This window comes from Rufibacter radiotolerans (assembly GCF_001078055.1).
In the GTDB taxonomy this organism is placed as follows: domain Bacteria; phylum Bacteroidota; class Bacteroidia; order Cytophagales; family Hymenobacteraceae; genus Nibribacter; species Nibribacter radiotolerans.
This window is the reverse complement of sequence record NZ_CP010777.1, coordinates 777,983-795,079: the sequence shown is the minus strand read 5'-3', so window position 1 is coordinate 795,079 and position 17,097 is coordinate 777,983. Positions and strand designations below refer to the sequence as shown.

General features: G+C 49.9%; 17 protein-coding genes. 9 read left to right on the top strand and 8 right to left on the bottom strand.

The genetic code is table 11. The features are described from left to right. Position 1: 1 nt before the first annotated feature. From TH63_RS03415 to TH63_RS03395, 5 genes are read right to left on the bottom strand one after another with little or no spacing between them, the layout of a single operon-like run. A complete protein-coding gene (locus tag TH63_RS03415; protein ID WP_048919699.1) occupies positions 2-1,537 on the bottom strand; it encodes an NADH-quinone oxidoreductase subunit N in 1,536 nt (511 codons plus the stop codon). Next, positions 1,534-3,243: a complex I subunit 4 family protein gene (locus tag TH63_RS03410; protein ID WP_048919698.1), complete on the bottom strand. Its 1,710-nt coding sequence runs from the start codon at positions 3,241-3,243 to the stop codon at positions 1,534-1,536. Before TH63_RS03410 ends, TH63_RS03415 begins: the two co-directional genes overlap by 4 nt. Before the next feature lie 18 nt (positions 3,244-3,261). Further along, the gene (locus tag TH63_RS03405) at positions 3,262-5,349 is read right to left on the bottom strand and encodes an NADH-quinone oxidoreductase subunit 5 family protein (protein ID WP_048919697.1); all 2,088 of its coding nucleotides are present in this window, start codon (positions 5,347-5,349) and stop codon (positions 3,262-3,264) included. A 2-nt stretch (positions 5,350-5,351) separates the two neighbouring features. Beyond that, positions 5,352-5,663 carry an NADH-quinone oxidoreductase subunit NuoK gene (gene nuoK / locus TH63_RS03400; protein ID WP_156180345.1) on the bottom strand — a complete coding sequence of 104 codons (312 nt, stop codon included), beginning with the start codon at positions 5,661-5,663 and terminating at the stop codon, positions 5,352-5,354. Then, positions 5,660-6,196, bottom strand: coding sequence for an NADH-quinone oxidoreductase subunit J family protein (locus TH63_RS03395; RefSeq protein ID WP_048919696.1), 537 nt, complete (start codon positions 6,194-6,196; stop codon positions 5,660-5,662). The genes nuoK and TH63_RS03395 overlap by 4 nt, the downstream gene beginning before the upstream one ends. A gap of 158 nt (positions 6,197-6,354) precedes the next feature. Here TH63_RS03395 and TH63_RS03390 point away from each other — a divergent pair, with 158 nt between their 5' ends. From TH63_RS03390 to TH63_RS03380, 3 genes are all read left to right on the top strand, one after another. Beyond that, positions 6,355-7,251, top strand: coding sequence for a DMT family transporter (locus tag TH63_RS03390; RefSeq protein ID WP_048919695.1), 897 nt, complete (start codon positions 6,355-6,357; stop codon positions 7,249-7,251). A 77-nt stretch (positions 7,252-7,328) separates the two neighbouring features. Next, the gene (locus TH63_RS03385) at positions 7,329-7,592 is read left to right on the top strand and encodes a hypothetical protein (protein WP_048919694.1); all 264 of its coding nucleotides are present in this window, start codon (positions 7,329-7,331) and stop codon (positions 7,590-7,592) included. A gap of 235 nt (positions 7,593-7,827) precedes the next feature. Further along, positions 7,828-8,133 carry a YMGG-like glycine zipper-containing protein gene (locus tag TH63_RS03380; protein ID WP_082161541.1) on the top strand — a complete coding sequence of 102 codons (306 nt, stop codon included), beginning with the start codon at positions 7,828-7,830 and terminating at the stop codon, positions 8,131-8,133. 364 nt (positions 8,134-8,497) lie between these two features. Here the strand turns inward: TH63_RS03380 and lpdA are convergent, their stop codons facing one another. Further along, the gene (lpdA, locus tag TH63_RS03370; RefSeq protein ID WP_048919692.1) at positions 8,498-9,892 is read right to left on the bottom strand and encodes a dihydrolipoyl dehydrogenase; all 1,395 of its coding nucleotides are present in this window, start codon (positions 9,890-9,892) and stop codon (positions 8,498-8,500) included. 730 nt (positions 9,893-10,622) lie between these two features. Between lpdA and TH63_RS03360 the strand changes: the two genes are divergently transcribed. The 6 genes from TH63_RS03360 to TH63_RS03335 all read left to right on the top strand — a co-directional run bounded on the left by TH63_RS03360 (position 10,623) and on the right by TH63_RS03335 (position 15,414). Beyond that, positions 10,623-11,519 (top strand): hypothetical protein, encoded by an 897-nt coding sequence (locus tag TH63_RS03360; protein ID WP_156180343.1) that lies wholly within the window; start codon positions 10,623-10,625, stop codon positions 11,517-11,519. 103 nt (positions 11,520-11,622) lie between these two features. After that, positions 11,623-12,294, top strand: a complete 672-nt coding sequence (locus tag TH63_RS03355; RefSeq protein WP_048919689.1) for a class I SAM-dependent methyltransferase — start codon at positions 11,623-11,625, stop codon at positions 12,292-12,294. Between the two features lie 34 nt (positions 12,295-12,328). Next, positions 12,329-12,772 (top strand): NAD(+)--rifampin ADP-ribosyltransferase, encoded by a 444-nt coding sequence (gene arr / locus TH63_RS03350; protein ID WP_048919688.1) that lies wholly within the window; start codon positions 12,329-12,331, stop codon positions 12,770-12,772. A gap of 175 nt (positions 12,773-12,947) precedes the next feature. Then, positions 12,948-13,766, top strand: a complete 819-nt coding sequence (locus tag TH63_RS03345) for a CPBP family intramembrane glutamic endopeptidase (RefSeq protein WP_048919687.1) — start codon at positions 12,948-12,950, stop codon at positions 13,764-13,766. Between the two features lie 526 nt (positions 13,767-14,292). Further along, the gene (locus tag TH63_RS03340) at positions 14,293-14,823 is read left to right on the top strand and encodes a leucine-rich repeat domain-containing protein (protein ID WP_048919686.1); all 531 of its coding nucleotides are present in this window, start codon (positions 14,293-14,295) and stop codon (positions 14,821-14,823) included. Positions 14,824-14,898: 75 nt separating this feature from the next. Continuing rightward, complete coding sequence (locus tag TH63_RS03335; protein WP_048919685.1) at positions 14,899-15,414, top strand: hypothetical protein; 516 nt, start codon at positions 14,899-14,901, stop codon at positions 15,412-15,414. Positions 15,415-15,466: 52 nt separating this feature from the next. Here the strand turns inward: TH63_RS03335 and TH63_RS03330 are convergent, their stop codons facing one another. Further along, positions 15,467-16,189, bottom strand: a complete 723-nt coding sequence (locus TH63_RS03330; protein WP_048919684.1) for a YoaK family protein — start codon at positions 16,187-16,189, stop codon at positions 15,467-15,469. Positions 16,190-16,375: 186 nt separating this feature from the next. Further along, positions 16,376-17,095, bottom strand: coding sequence for a LytR/AlgR family response regulator transcription factor (locus tag TH63_RS03325; protein WP_048919683.1), 720 nt, complete (start codon positions 17,093-17,095; stop codon positions 16,376-16,378). Positions 17,096-17,097: the final 2 nt, after the last annotated feature.

Sequence of the window (17,097 nt, the reverse complement as noted above, 5' to 3'; positions counted from 1 at the left end):
TTTAAAGCGAAAGCACGTGTTCAATGGCTCTCTGCAACCAGTCTGCCTTAAAGAAGAAAAGCAGAACAGGCACGCAAAGTAAGGGTAAAAACACGTAACCCGCTACAGGAAAAACCAATTTCTGCGTGCTTTCATTCCTTTTGAAGAAGAGAAAGAACAGAACCCGTACATAGTAAAACAACGATACAACGGTCAGTAATAATCCTGCTAGTAAAAGTACCATCCAGACCACATTGCCCGTTACTTCATAGGCCTGCCACAGTTGGGTAAAGAGCAACAGCTTGGCCATAAAACCCACCGTGGGCGGCAAGCCGATTAAACTCAGCAGAAACACGGCCGCTACCACGCCCAGCCAGGGATATTGCCGCCCTACCCCACTCCAGTCTTCCATCTCCACAGAGCCCACCGCTTTCTCTAATACCCTAATCACCAGAAAGAATCCCATGTTACCGAACAGCAAGGCCGTGGCGTAAAACAAAACATTCCCGCCCGCTTCTGGCTGCCCCGAGATAAGCAGCATCAATAGGAACCCGGCGTGCGCCACCGAGGAATAGGCCATCAGCCGCTTCACGTTTTTTTGCCAAATGGCGGTAAACGTGCCCAAAACGAGGGTTAGCCCGGTTATGAATTGCAGCAATACTAGCAGTGAGGGATTAACGGTAAGCAGCATCTTTGCCTGAGGTTGCAGTACTCGTAACAGCACTAATGCCGCGGCCAATTTTGGGGCAGTGGAGAAAAAGGCCACTACCCCGGTGGGCGCAGCTTCATAGACATCGGGTGCCCAGAACTGGAACGGGAAACCCGCCAATTTAAAGAGCAAGCCGGCCACCACTAGTCCCCAGGCCACCGTCAAAATAAGCGGTGGCTTTGTACTTAAGGCTTGCCAGAAACCCGGCTCCAGAAACTGAAGGGTCCCGCTCAGGCCGTATAAAAAGGAAATACCGTACAGCATCAGCCCCGAGGCGAACATCCCGTACAGAATGTATTTGAGGCCCGCTTCGGTTTTGCGGGCACTGTTCCGCCACAAGAATACCAGCAGGTAAGAACCCACAGAAACTAGCTCCAGTGACAGGAAAAGCATAAGCAGATTAGCCGAGCGTAGCAGCAGGTTCAGACCCAGCACCACCGCTAGCAAGACAGCATAAAACTCAGAAGCGGTAGGATTTCGCTCAGCCGCCAGGTTGGATCTGGTCCAGAGTACCAGCATAGACAACAGCGCCGAGGCACTAAAAAAGACCCCGCCAGCCAGGGCCAGCCCGTCCTGCCAAACCATGTTTTGAAACAAGTAGCCCTTTACAAGAGACACCTGTCCCATTACCTGCATGGTCTGCCACACCAGGCAAGCCAAAAACAATACAAAAGTAAAACCGGAGAGAGCTCGGCGAAGCCTTGGGAAAGGGAGCAAATCCAAGAAAAGAACTAGAAGAAAGCCCGCCAGCAGGATTATTTCAGGCACCAAAGCCTGAAGCCCCATTACCGTCTGGAGAATGCTTTCCCTGATGGCAGCTGGTTGGGTAGAAGAAATAGCCAGCATCATGGGGCCACCATTGAGGTACCTCCACCTGTCACCAGCAGAATCAGCCGTAGGTATTCGGCCACGGTGGCACCAGATTTATCCAGCAACAGTGCCGGGAACAAGCCAAAGGCCAGGACAAGCAACGCCAGTGGCAGCAGCATCAGAATCTCGCGGGCCGTCAGATCCGGGAAAGAAGTAGGCAGTCCTGGCGTGACCCAGAATCGCCCGAAGAACATGCGTTGCAGGGTCCAGAGATAATAGGCCGCGGCCAGTACCAAGCCACCCGTGGCCGCCATGGCCATCCATTTCGGCAATAATCCGCCCCCGGCCTGCGACCCGAAGGCTCCTAGCAGCACCAGCAGTTCGGCAATAAACCCGGAGAAGCCCGGCAGGCCCAAAGAGGCAAAGAAGGCCATCACCACAAAAACCGTGAACACAGGCGCCACCATGGCCAGGCCCCTGAAATGCTCAATGTTGCGGTCATGCATGCGGTCATAAATCACGCCGGCAATCAGGAACAGCATCGCCGAAATCAGGCCATGGCTAAACAGCTGGTACAGGGCCCCGTTCCAACCTTCTGGCGTGAGCGCAGCCAGCCCTAACAACACAAAACCCATGTGTGAAACCGAGGAATAGGCAATCAGCTTTTTCAGATCAGCCATGGCCAGGGCGCAAAGGGCGGCATAAATAATAGAGATGATGCCTAAAAGAGCAATGAACCACGAAAACTCCACTGCCTGCTCGGGAAACACTGGAAAGGCAATCCGGAATAGGCCGTAGCCTCCTACCTTCAGCAAGATACTAGCCAGCAGAACTGAGATGGGCGTAGGAGCCTCTACATGGGCATCGGGGAGCCAGGTATGCAGGGGCACGCCCGGCAGTTTTATAAGGAATCCTAAAAACAAGAGCAGAAACGCCACTGCCCGGGCCGGATACCCCAGGAATGTGACGCCAGAGGTAAGGTGCAAGACGGTACCCGGAATGAAGTTGGCGGGTTGCAGCATATCCGGGATATTGAAGGCATGCACCACCTGGGCAGAAGTCAACTGTCCTTGAGCTAATAATGCCTGCACCTGTTGCACGCCGGTAGCGCCAGAGAAACCTAGTTGTGTGGCAGTGGCGGTCGGGTCCATCACGGAAGCATAAAGTGCAATGAAGGCTACCAGAATGAGCACCGAGCCCAGCAGGGTGTATAGAAAGAACTTGATGGCTGCGTATTCGCGCCGCTTGCCGCCCCACATCCCTATCAGGAAATACATGGGCAGCAGCATGAATTCAAAGAAAAGGTAAAAGAGGAACAGATCCAAGGCCACAAAACAGCCCATAATGCAGCCCAGCAGCAACAGGTACAGGCTCAAATAGCCTTTCACCCGTTGGTGGATGCTCCAAGAGGAAACCATGCCAATGACCGCAATAATGCCCGTGAGCAGCACCAGCGCTACGTTCAACCCGTCTACCCCTAGAAAATAATAAATCTTGAGTTTGCCCAAGCCACCCAGAGACATAGAGACCCAGGGTAGTTTCTCCTGGAACTGGTAGGTCTGTCCGAGGTCTGAAGAAACCGTTCCCTCAAAAGAGGCGAACAGTAACAGGGAAAGCAGCAATTCTACCACCGTTGCACTTAAGGCCACGGACTTCAGCAGCCGGTGCATGCGCGCAGGCAGGCACAGCAGCACCAGGGCGGCAACCAACGGAACGAAGATGAGACTGCTTAACAGGTAATTCATGCAGAAGGATAGTACACGCTACAGCAACAGCCAGAGAAACAACAGCAGCAGGCCCAGCAGCGAAAATAGGTAATAAGATTGAATGTTTCCATTTTGGAGGTTTTTGCCCAGCCAGCCCACGCCCCTTGACAACCAACCGATTGAATACACCGCCCCGTCTACCACCCATCTATCGCCCCAGGCGGTGAGTTTGGAAAACGCCACCGTCCCCTTGCCCCAACCATGCAGCAGGTAATTGATTTTATGGTCAGTACCTTGCGCAAGGGAAGCAATCTTTAAAGTCAGGAAAACAATGCCTCTTCTATAGAAATCATCCTGGTAGAATTGGCAGGCCAGCAGCTTCCGCCACCCGGTTTGCTCCCGACCTTCTTTCTTCTTGACAATAATGCGCTGGGTAAACCAAGCCAGATTCCCGCCCGCCACTACCATAATCAAGGCCGCCAGCCCAACCCAGGAAGAATGGTCCACAACCGACAGGCTGACAAAGCGTTCCATGGCCGTGGTGAGACCCGGCAGAAACCAACTCCCTTCCATAGACCAAGGCACCGGCGCATAAAAAAACCACAGGCTCAGGCCACTTAACACCAGCACAGGGCCCAGCATCAGAAAGGGTGCTTCCTGGCGGGCTGTCTGCCTGAAATACCGTAAGGGCGCCCCTAGCCGGGCCTTGCCCAGAAACACGAAAATGATCTGCCGCAGCATATAATAAGCGGTAAAAAGCACCGTGGCAAAAACCATGAGCGGCACCAGCATCTTAAAAGAAAGCTCTCCGTCCGCCGCCAAGGCCCATTGCCAGCTCGCCAGCAACAAAGCGTCTTTAGACAGAAAGCCAGAGAAAAATGGTAGGCCCACCAACGCGGCAGAGGCCACCAGGTAACAGAGAAAGGTCAACGGCATGACCTTCCGGAGGCCGCCCATGTTACGGAGGTCCTGCGGGTCAATGGGGGCTTCAAAGAGAATACGTTTGCTATGGTGACCCCAGGCGTGCTTCACGGCGTGGATGATGATGCCTGCGTTCAGGAAAAGCGAGGCCTTGAAAAACGCGTGGGTGAACAGGTGAAACAAAGCGGCATCCGGAGTCCCCACCCCAATACCCATGACCATGTACCCCAACTGCGAAATGGTGGAAAAGGCCAGCACCTTTTTAAGGTCATACTGCATGGTGGCCGCCAAGGCGCCTATCACGGCGGTGATGGCCCCTACAAATGCCATGGTCGTGAGTACCTCGGGCAAAAAAAGCGGGAACAGTCTAGCCAATAAATACACCCCGGCCGCCACCATAGTCGCCGCATGAATAAGCGCCGAGACCGGCGTGGGCCCCTGCATGGCATCGGGGAGCCAGACCTGCAACGGGAATTGCGCCGACTTGCCCATGGCCCCGGCGAGCAGTCCAAAGCCTGCCAGAAGCAGTAAATCACGTGAAACGCCACCCGCTTCGGCGGTAGCCAGGATAGTCTGCATGTCAAATGTCTGGAACAATAAAAACACAGCCAGCAGGCCCCAAAGCAAGCCCACGTCCCCAATGCGGTTGATCAGGAATGCTTTGTTGCTGGCTTGGGCCGCAGCCCGGCGGTGATACCAGAAGCCAATGAGCAGGTAAGACAGAAAACCCACCAGTTCCCAGCACATGAACAGCACCAGCAGATTATCAGCCAGCAGCAGCGCCAGCATGCAGGTAGTGAACAGACTCAGGTAGGAGAAATAGCGGGCATACAAGACCTCGCCGTGCATGTAGCTCATGGAGAAGACCTGCACCAGCAAGGAGATAAACGTGACCAGCAACAGCATGGCCACGGTAAGGTTATCCAGGTAAATACCGGTGTTAAAGGCCAGCGCCCCGCCGTTCAGCAAAGGCACCGAAAACCATTTCAATTGCGCCTGCAAAGGCGTATGTCCCCAAACCCGGAAAAAAAGGAAGCCTGCGGCAACCGCCGATAAAGCCATGGCAGATACCGAGAGCCAATCGCCTTGGCGGGGAAGCCGGCGGCCCAGCAGAAACAAGAGCAGGAAAGACAGTAAGGGAAAGCCCAAAACCCCCAGCACCGCCAGCTTTTCCGCCGTAGACGGAACCTGAATGGCCAGGGGGGAAAGAAGGAGAAATTGCACGCTTAGCCTTTTAACTGGTTAATGTTCTCTAAACGGGCGGTCCTGAACCACTTGAACGCCTGCAGCACAATTGCCAGGGCCACGGCAGCCTCTACGGCGGCAATCAGCATCACAAAAAGGGCAAACACCTGCCCCTGGATCAGGTTCGGGTCATGTCTACTAAAGGCCACCAGGTTCAGGTTGGCGGCGTTGAAGATGAGTTCTATGCCCATGAGGACCGCTATAGCGTGCCGCTTGGTCAACACCACTGCCACACCCAGACCAAACAGAATGGCCGCCAGCAAGAGCACATGTAACAGCGGGGCTTCCATCATTTACGGGCGGTTTGTTTGGTAATGGCAGCCGCGCCTACCAGAGCAACCAGCAGTAAAACAGAGGCAATCTCAAAAGGCAGCACGTACCGCAGCACCAGTTCCTGGCCAACGGTATACAAAGTGGTAAACTTACCGGTAGCGGCTGTCTGGGCCAACCCCGAGGGTTGATCTGCAGCAGGAAAAGCACTGGCCGTTTTCAGTAACAGTCCGCCCAGGCCGGCCACTACGCCTATGACCACGGCGGCGGCCCAGACGGTGTTGGCGTTGCCGGACAGCAGGAAATCACCTTCTGTGGAGGAACTAAGCATCAACCCGAACACAATCAATACCAGTACCCCGCCTACGTAAATCATCAACTGCGTCACGGCCACAAAATCGGCGAAGAGCAGCACGTAAATGGCCGCCACCGCCAACAGGCAAAGCAGCAGCGCGAATGCCATGTGCAGCAGGTTCTTACTGAACACCAGCCACAGCCCTGCCCCTACCGCCAGCGCGGCAAACAGGTAAAAGAGCAGAGTAGGCAGTGAAAGCATAGCCGGGGTTTAAGGGCCTAAGTTCGTAAATGCCGCGGTAACGGGCAAACCGGGCTTTTAGAGCCTGCCGTCCGTTTTGAGCCTGTTTTCCGGAAAGTAATGCAAAAACGGCGGCACAGGGTTAGGTCAAGCCGGGGGCTGGTGCCTACCTTTGCCCTATGAACAAACAAGTACAGGTGCACGGCGCCTTGTTTACGGTAGCGCTTCTGTACGGGGCTAACTACAGCATCGCCAAAGAGATCATGCCAGACTACGTACTTCCGTTTGGGCTGATTACCATACGGGTGGTGAGCGCGACGCTGGTCTTCGGCCTCCTTTCCCTGCTGTTGACCAAAGAGAAGGTCACCAGCCGGAAAGACTGGGGCCGGATTGCCTTGTGCGGACTCTTCGGGATTACCATTAACCAGCTTTCCTTTTTCAGTGGCCTCAACCTTACCTCGCCTATCAATGCCTCGCTGGTGCAGACCATCTCGCCGGTGGTGGTGCTGGTGATGTCTTCGTTTCTCCTCAAAGAGCGCATAAAAGTGTACCGCATGGTGGGTATTCTGCTGGCAGGCCTGGGCGCTATGTTGCTCATCTCCGGCTCTGCCAATAATAGCGTGGAGGGCCATATGCTAGGGGATTTACTGGTGCTTTTGAATGCGGCCTCGTTTGGGGTGTTCCTGGTGCTGGTGAAACCGCTCATGCAGCGATACAACGCCATTACGGTCATGAGCCGGGTCTTTCTGGTGGGCTGCCTGGGTGTGGTTCCGTTTGGCTGGGGCCAGGTGGCGGCCACCGATTTCGCCTCGTTCCCGCTTTCTATCTGGGCAGCCATTGCCTTTGTGGTGATTGGCGTGACCATGCTGGCGTACCTGCTCAATGTGTGGGCCATGAAATACGCCAGCCCGGCCCTGGTGGGCGTGTACATTTACCTGCAACCCGTCTTTGCCATTCTTATTGCCGTGAGCCTGGGCAAAGACACGTTTACCTGGCAGAAAGCGCTTTTTGCCGCCATGATCTTTGGCGGCGTGTACCTGGTGAGCAAACCTAAAAAGCCCGCCCTTCCGGCCTAACGTTCTAAAAAATTTCTCCCCTTTTGGCACCTGGTTTGCTACTTGGGTGTTCAAAGTCAAAAAAACCAACCCCAGAAATGGTAGAAGAAGCGCAATCATATGACCACGAGACCCTGCACCACCTCTTCCTGCTGGTAGAGGCGCAGGACGCCACCTGTATGCTCAACTTGGCGGGCCACCCGCTCCGGATCAGGGAAGTGGTGTTCCAGATGGTGGAGAACGGTTGCCGGGTGAGCCGGGTGGAGGCAGATGGCTACAATACCTTCCTCTATGACAAAGAGGTCACGGAAATCTATGACTACCTCACCACCATTATTAAGGTGAAGTTTACCAAGGTATAAGCACCGGGCTTGGCGTTTTGAGGCCGTTTTCCTGAGAACAGGGGTAAAACGGCAGGAGCAGATATAGGCTGCTGAAACAGGCGCAAATCCCTGGCTACCTGGTACGCCAGGTCTTAAGTTAAGGCAAACGTTAAAGTTTACGCTTCCGGCTTTATTGCAATCACATTCTTGCCATACATTCACAACACATCCAGTCTTGCTTCGTAAAATACAATATCATCTACAAAGTAAGACTATGAAAAATCTAAAGATATCTCTGCTCATGCTTTGCTCTGTTTTTTTGCTGGGCGCCAGTATGCCCCAAGAAGTAAAAGCACAGGAGGTACAGAAAAAAGAGAAAAAAGGCTGGAGTAAAAAAGCCAAAGGCGCCGTAATTGGCGGGGCCGGTGGCGCCGCCGCCGGGGCCGTGATAGGCGGCGGAAAAGGCGCCGTGATTGGAGCCGCAGCCGGTACAGTAGCGGGCGGAGCCGTAGGGCGGAAAAAAGACAAAAAGAAAGACCCCAAACGGCATACCACCTACGCCAAGAAACATAACGATTAACCCTTTCCTTGCTCTGTGAAACAGAAAGCCGGTGCCCCTGAAAAGGTACCGGCTTTCTGTTTTTTATCCTTTACAACCGCTTGGCAAAGGAAAAGCCAGGCCCTCCTGCCCTTGCGGCGTGCTCTCACCAGCAAGCGCCAAGGCCCATGAAGCTGGATGGTTGGGGAGAACACCAACAAGGGCGGCTGGGTAGTCTTTTCTTGTGCTTGCCTACACAACTCTCCTACAGCAGCACAACCAGGGCTATACCGAAAAATCCCTTCCATGTACCTGCGTTTTGGGCCTGTTTTCTGAAAAACGGGCTTAAAACAGAAATGCCCGGACTTTACAGGCCCGGGCATTTTTAAGGTTATTAAAGGTAAGCCTATAAGTGAATCACCTCGCCGTAGGCGGCGGCGGCAGCTTCCATGATGGCCTCAGACATGGTAGGGTGTGGGTGCACCGACTTGATGATCTCATGGCCGGTGGTTTCCAGCTTGCGGGCTACCACTACTTCGGCAATCATCTCAGTTACGTTAGCGCCTATCAGGTGGGCTCCTAAGAACTCGCCGTACTTGGCGTCAAAGATCACTTTCACGAAACCGTCTTTGGCGCCGGCGGCCGAGGCTTTTCCAGAGGCCGAGAACGGGAACTTGCCCACTTTGATCTCGCGGCCCATTTCCTTGCACTCTTTCTCGGTGTAACCCACAGAGGCGATCTCAGGCACGCAGTACGTACAGCCCGGTATGTTTTTGTAGTCAAGCGGCTCTGGGTGATGACCGGCAATGGCCTCCACGCAGATAATACCCTCAGCGGAGGCGACGTGCGCCAGGGCCGGGCCCTTCACGATGTCGCCAATGGCGTAGATGCCTTCCACGTTGGTGCGGTAGAAATCATCTGTGGTCACGCGGCCACGCTCTACGGCAATGCCCAGTTCTTCCAAACCCAGGTTCTCCAGGTTGGTTTGGATACCCACCGCAGAAAGCACCACGTCGGCCTCAATGGTTTCTTCGCCTTTGGCGGTTTTAATTTTCACCACGCAGGCCTCGCCTGAGGTGTCTACCGACTGTACTTCTGAGCTGGTCATGATGTTGATGCCGGCTTTCTTGAACGATTTCTCCAGTTGCTTGGAGATTTCTTCGTCTTCTACGGGCACAATGCTAGGCAGGAACTCTACAATCGTCACCTCGGTGCCCATGGTCTTGTAGAAGTACGCGAACTCAACGCCAATGGCGCCGGAGCCTACCACTACCATGCGCTTGGGCTGGTTTTCCAGCACCATGGCCTGGCGGTAGCCAATGATCTTTTTGCCGTCAATGGGCAGGTTTGGCAACTCGCGCGAGCGGGCGCCAGTGGCCAGAATGATATGGGCGGCTTCGTAGATTTCGGCTTTGCCGTCTTCTGTAGTTACCTCTAGCTGGCCTTTGCCTTTTAGTTTGCCGTACCCGGCTATGTGGTCAATTTTGTTTTTGCGGAACAGGAACTGGATGCCTTTGCTCATGCCCTGGGCCACACCCCGGCTACGGGCCACCACGGCACCAAAATCTGCGCTGGCGTTGTCTACATTAATGCCGTAGTCTTTGGCGTGCTGGATGTATTCAAATACCTGCGCGCTTTTGAGCAACGCTTTGGTAGGGATACAGCCCCAGTTCAGGCAGATACCGCCCAACTCAGCTTTCTCCACCACGCCTACTTTCATACCCAATTGCGAGGCGCGGATGGCAGCCACGTAGCCCCCTGGGCCGCTGCCCACCACTATCAAATCGTATTTTGATGCCATGTATCTGGATGTAAGGTTTTACTTCAGGCAAAGCTACATCATAAACACGCTTTTGCCAAGTTTATAAGGGAGAAGCGTTTTGGGGGTGTTTTGGGGAAAACGGGCTGGAATTGGGGTAGGCTGGCACTTAAGAAAATGGGATGGGGCTATTCTGGTTGCCTGCTGAAAACGTGTGTAAACAGGAGGTTATATTCTATATATTGGATGACTAAACGGAATAGTTCGGTTTAGCCGCTAGTTAGGTGCAAAAAAACAAAGCGAATGATATTATATGATTATTTGGTTTACCTTATTCTGAAAAAAGCCAAAAATTTGCTTCCCCACATAAAGGATGAACAACTGGAGGATGGGACATATTACACCATGAACATGGTTTCTGGCCTCTATAGCATCTTCCTATGTTCTCATATTTTACCAACCCGCATCCCTTCAAACTATGACCCGGATGAATATATAGGCCCTGTCGTTTCCCTTTGGGTTATAACAGTGCTGATAAATTATTTTTTTATAGTTAGAGGAAGGCGATGGGAAAGGATAATGAATAAGTATAGCACGTATTCAGATAACAGTAAGAGTTGGTTAACTGCGTTAACCCTTGTTACTTGGCTTGGTGGTTTCTCTATCTTGTTCTACTATTCTGTGTGAATTTTTAGATAATTTCAGCACCTAACCACACCTATACGACATCTACGCCGCCGCATAGCACAGAGCGTTGTGCAAAATAACGACAATGAGAAAACTGGTCTTCATTTTATTGCTCGCGCTTAGCCACCTGGGGCTGGCTCAGAAGAAGGGAAACTTACATAAGGACATCGGGGAGGCATCAGTGCAGGTGGTAAGAGACAAGGACGGCGTATCTGGCTATAGCACCGTGGAGACCACATACAGGGTGCAGTACGCCCAGCTTCCCAGCCGCGAGCACCAGGAGTACCTTGCCAAGCTTAGGACAAATACCACGGTCACCAGGGGCATGGAAGGCAAGGATAGAACCATAGAATTTGCCTTAAGTCCGCTTGGCCAACCATCTTTGGTCGCCCTTACGGCCAAGCATGCCTGCGATGAGATTGAATTCCTAAATGACCACTACAGAACCACCAAGAACGGGTGTTGCCTAGACCTGGACAAAATCAAGCTGTTTGATTACCATAACAAGGAGATAATAGCGGGCTCTGGCGGGGTCACTACCGTCACAGTCCCCAACAATGAGGTTAAGTTCTACTTCGCCTTCAGTGATATCGACAGCCGTCCTAAGTCCCTCGGTAAGATCACCATCTCCTACGGGAGCGGTCGGCGGTATGACATACACCTGCTATCTGACAAGGTTCTAGGGGACTCTGTGGAATTAATAGATGGCAAACCCTTTCACGTGGAAACCTGCCCTTATAAAAACCCAGAGCTGGCCCTTCTTTCGGGTGGCAAGGAGATCACGGAAAGAGACAGCTATACGGGCGCTTATCAGCTCTTGTCAATGGAGGGGATAAAATCTACTAGCGAGCTAAGAGACATCGCCATCCAAGTTAGCTTCACCTGTGACAAATCCATCAAGCCCTTTCTGATTCCAATCATCAACGGTTTTCCTTTCGGAAAGAACCAGTGGGAGCATACCTACAATATAATGGTAAATTGAAGAATCACTTTGCCAACATCACCTAAACGTTAGCCTTCAGCCGACGGCCTTGCCCGCCGTTTACCCTAGTACGTTATCCGGCACCACAAATAACAATACAATAATGGACAGATATAGAGAGACCCATGAAACCTGGAATAAAGTTGCTTTATTGTATCAAGCTAAGTTCATGGATTTAGATCTCTATAATTTCACCTATGATTTTACCTGTGAAACAATAAGTAAAGAAAAAGCCAAACTATTAGAAATAGGGTGTGGGCCTGGGAACATCACCAAGTATCTCCTTTCTAAACGGCCAGAGTTCCAAATACTTGGAATTGACATTGCCCCAAATATGATAGAGTTGGCCAAAGAGAACAATCCGTCAGCAAGTTTTGCCATACTGGATAGCAGGTTCATTAGCAGCCTAACAACAAAATATGATGGAATTATATGTGGATTCTGTATCCCCTATTTATCCCAAACAGAATGCGTAAAGCTGATTTCTGACAGTTATAACTTGCTAAATGATAATGGACTCCTATACCTAAGTTTCGTGGAAGGAGACCCAGCCAAGTCTGATTTCCAAACTAGTAGCAGCGGTGACAGAGTATACTTTCATTTTCACCAGTTAGACCAACTTATAGAAGACCTTTCCAGAAATAACTTTAATGAAATAAAAGTATTTAAAGTAGAGTATAAGAAGACAGAAAAAGAAAACGACATTCACACAATACTGACAGCAAAAAAATCATCTAACGTTGGCACAGCCCCTCTCCTAACAGCAATAAAGTAAACAACTAAACCGTAACTTCAAGCTTTCACCCACCATGAGCACTAACAAAAGTGAGGACCAGCCAGAACCCACCCAAGACCTGAAGGTCCTGCCGTTCTACCATGGCACCAAGGCCGATCTGAAACCGGGAGACCTGATGGAGCCCGGCTTTACCTCCAACTACGGAAGCCGGAAGAAGGCGGCCTTTGTCTACCTCACCGCCACCTTAGATGCCGCGGTCTGGGGCGCAGAACTGGCCCTGGGCCAAGGACCCGGAAGAATTTACCTAGTGGAGCCTACCGGCCCCATAGAAGACGACCCCAATCTCACGGACAAGAAATTCCCGGGCAACCCCACCAGGTCGTACCGGACCCGGCATGCGCTTAGGGTGGTTGGCGAAGTATTAGATTGGCAGGGACATTCCCCGGAGCAGCTCCAGGCCATGAAAGAGAACCTGGAGCGCCTGAAGCAGATGGGCATTGAGGCGATTGAGGACTGAGGAAAAAGGGAAGACTAATTAGCCACTTCAGCTTTACAGGAAAGTGTCTCTTCCCTAAAAAGGGTTCTGTGCTCTGATTAGCAACCTGACTCCCACTTTACGCTACACGTTACCTATTGGAAAGTATTCCAGAAAATCGCTTCGCTGTCAAGCCGCCACTCCAAGAAACCTCAGAATGAAATACCTTATAAAGTCTGTTTTATTTTGTGTTGCTTTCACCGGCATCTTCGTGGTTTTTTCTTTCGTGAAGGGCTTCATTCCCGCCACCTATGAAAGAGTTGCCCACGGAGTCATAGGTATCCTGGCTGCTTTCCTGACAACAGTCATATTTTTAAAAATTGACAGAAAACAGTTTTCCACTATTGGGTTAACGTTTGATAGAAAGACCATCCCAAACTTCTTTACCGGGGTTGTAATAGGCCTTGCATTAATGGGGCTTTTGGCAGCGGGGGTTCTATTTTTCAGCCATGTTAAACTGGAGGCCAACCCTAAAAGTGATCTGTTAAATTTTCTTCTCATGACCTTGCCCTTACTTCCGCTGGCCTTTATGGAGGAGTTAGGGTTTAGGGCATACCCCCTGGAAATACTGAAAGACAGAATAGGAACCCGGTGGGCTATCCTCATTACCTCAATCCTTTTTGCCCTGTACCATATTGCCAACGGGTGGTCTGTGGCCAGCTCCTTTTATGGACCTGCCATCTGGGGGTTGATCTTTGGGCTGGCGGCCGTTTATTCTAAAGGTATTTCTATGCCCACCGGAATCCATTACGCCGCTAATTTGACCACCTCTGCCTTTGGAGACGCAACTAGCACCGTCAGTATATGGACGGTTAAGCAGACACAGGCGGCAACTACAAATTCTCCAGACCTTGATTGGGCCACCATTCTGCCAGCCGTAGCTCTTTTAGTGCTGGCATTAGTTGGGATGGAGCTCTTCCTAAAAAGAACAACTTCCGCTTCCATGGCATTTAGAAATGGCAGTAACAGGAGATAAACTACTCTTAGGACACACTGGTCCACTTCTACTAAACAGCCCCAATTTTTTTTGCGGTTACTCTTGGATATCCGTTTTGGGCCTGTTTTCCTGAAAAACAGGCCCAAAACGCCTTCGCTCCTACTTTCTTTATTCCATAAACTTCTTGCGCCTGAAGGCATGAAAAGTGCTGCGGTACGTGTCTCCCAAAGCTATGTTTGCTTTTATGTTTTTGAGTTGGATCTGCTGGTTGCTTTCAACTGACCACTGTGGTGAATAGCCACGCGGTTATTTAAGCCTCCATGTAATCAATGTCTGACTAGTCGATTAACACCCACATCACCAGAAAAGGATGGAGAATACTAAAAGCCCGCTTGACCATTTAGAAAAAGTCCACCCAGCTGTTTAAATTCAAAAAAGTTTGAAAAACAATGATTCATAGCGGGTTAAATACCATTTACAAGAAATAAACGCACCTCTTCAAATCAGTGACTATATTTGAAATAAACGCACTGGTGCGTTTATCCAGCCGTTACCTGCAATACAAATGAGAAATATTTTTGCTTACATCCTTTTCCTGCTCATTTCCTGCTCTAGTCCACCAACTAACCAATCGGAGATCTATATAGATTTAAGAGGGAAAAAATTGACTGCTGTCCCAGAAAAAGTTCTAAAAAACACCAACGTCACCTCTTTAGACTTAGGCAGTCGTGAGATAACGTTTTATCCTCCACTGTCGAAAGTGGACCATAGTAAAGCTAACAGTTTGACTAACTTGCCTGAAAGAATCGGCAATCTCACCAAATTAAAAACACTTATCCTGAATACAAATAAGTTAACTACTCTACCACATTCAATCACAAAGTTGAGTCAGTTAGAAGTATTAGACTTATCAATAAACCCTGAACTCGATATAATAAGTGAGTTAGATAAAATCAAAGCGCTACCCAATCTTAAAGTCCTGAAAATTGTAGATGTCAAACTAAGTAAGGCTGATTTTGAAATAGTAAAAAAGTCTTTATCTCCTGATATTAAGATAATAGTCTCTACGCAGGAATATTTTAATAGCCTTAACTAAAAAGCACCACAGGTAACAACCCCTATAGCGCATTAAAACATGCCGTAGCCTACGTTGGCATTAATTAAAAGATAAGTGGAAATTCAATTCAAGAAGTTTAATATAATTATAGCTCTAAGCATCTTACTATTGCTTGGATACTTTCAGTATAAACTAACACTAAATATTCTTCTAGATGACAAATTCAATTTTTACATAAAGTTTTGGTTATCCTTGTTCGCTATTTTACTGGATATTATTCTTTTAAGAGAAATTAAAGTTAAGTGGAATGCAGTTCAAATTAATCGAGATTCGATTGTTATTAAACCTATATTAGGTATTTTAAATTCTGAGATAATTCCTTTAGAATGCATAGATGGCTTTACAATTATAAGAGAACCCACAAAATTTTCAGAAAGAAAAGTTATTTGTCTTTATGCTAATGGAAACAGGAAGGTGGAGATCTCAGAATTCTTCTGTAAAGATTTTGATTTAGTTATAGCGGAACTTAAAAAGAAAACAAAAAAACTAGGTAAGGAAGGCTTTGATTATTTTGAAGTATACGCCAATGCATTCGGCAGGAAAATTAAAACTCCTGCCAACAAAATATAAACACCATGCTACGGCCGACGCTTATACAACCCGTTAGGCGTAAACCCAGGACCTACCGAAGGTATTTTCTTTTAATGCTTACAATCTTGAACTTGATGCTGTCATAAATGAGCGCACTAGTCAATAGGCAAACCGTCAGCAACAAGATTTTAATTCCAATTAGTAAATACCCATAGCCTCCGGTCACGCCTCCAAAGAAGAAGAAGAAAATAATGGTAAGGCGTAGTTTTATAGAGGAGCGAAGCTTTTTTTGTTGGTCCTTCCGTTTGTAAAAGAAGAGCTGGGAGAGCTCAATACCTAGATCTGTGAAGAGCCCGGTTAAGTGGGTGGTTCTTACAATGGAATTGGAGATAGAGGTCACCAAGGCATTTTGCAGGCCCATGGCAAACAACAGCAGACAAGCCACGGTATTTACCTGAGCCAGAATGGTTGGCGGGTCAAGAAAAGCCACAAAGGACAGAAGGAGAATTTCTATTCCAACGGGTATGGAGTTGATAAAGCGGTCATCCCTTCTAGAAATAAGCTCTATTATTAGATTGGAGCAAAAAGCACCCAGAAAAAAAGCAAGGATAAAAAGCAGGTAAACCAGGCCCTGTCCATAATTCTTTTTAACCAGTTCGTCGGCAAAAAAGGCAAAGTGCCCTGTTACGTGGGTGGTTAGTCTTTGCACGGCAAAAAGCCCGCTTACATTCACAATGCCAGCAACAAATGACAGCAAAGAAGCCAGTTTAAGATTGTGCGTGAAGGTTCTGCTCTTGCCCCTATGACGAAACATATTCCTTTAAAAAACTAAATGTAAGCAATAAAGCTTCTCTGCCTACCCGTTGCTTGCCCAAGTCTCAACCAACCAGCGCTATTGCGCTCCTCTCCAGATATTACTTTCTCTAACCAGCTTCCCATCCTGGCGTTTTGAGCCCGATTTTCTGAAAACAGGCCCAAAACGCCTTCGCCTGGCTTGCCCTTACTGCATCAACTTTTTGCGCATAATCTCATGAAAGGCCTGGCGGTAGGTGTCGCCCAGGGCAATGTCAGCTTTAATGTTCTTGAGCTGGATCTGGTTGCCTTCAATGGCGGTAATTTTAGAGAGCGCAATAATGAAGGACTTGTGTACCCGCATGAACTGTCTGGAGGGGAGCCGGTCTTCCAGGGCTTTCATATTCAGGAGCGCTAGGGTGCGCAACCCGTTGTGGTGAATGGCCACATAGTTCTTCATACCTTCCACGTAATCAATGTCTACCAGATTGATCTTGAGCATCTTGCCTTTGAGCTCGGTCTTGACAAAGATGTATTCATGCTCCAGGGGCTCTGGGGCGGGTGCTGGCGCGGTGACCTCTGTGGTGCGCATAGCCCGTTGCACGGCCTTCAGAAACCGGGGCAAGGAGATGGGCTTGAGCAGGTAATCCACCACTTCCAGGTCAAACCCTTCGGCGGCAAACTCACTGTAGGCGGTGGTGAGAATGACTTTGCATTTGCCATTGATGGCCCGCACCACATCTAACCCCGACAGCTCAGGCATCTGAATATCCAGAAACACCAGGTCAATAGGTTGGCTGTTAAGTAACCGTAGCGCTTCCAGCGGATTTGTGGTGGCGCCCGCCACCGTTAAGGCTGGTACCTGCTTCAAGTGGTGCCGAAGGACCTCCAGCGCGTGTTCTTCATCGTCTACCAGGAGACAGTTCATAG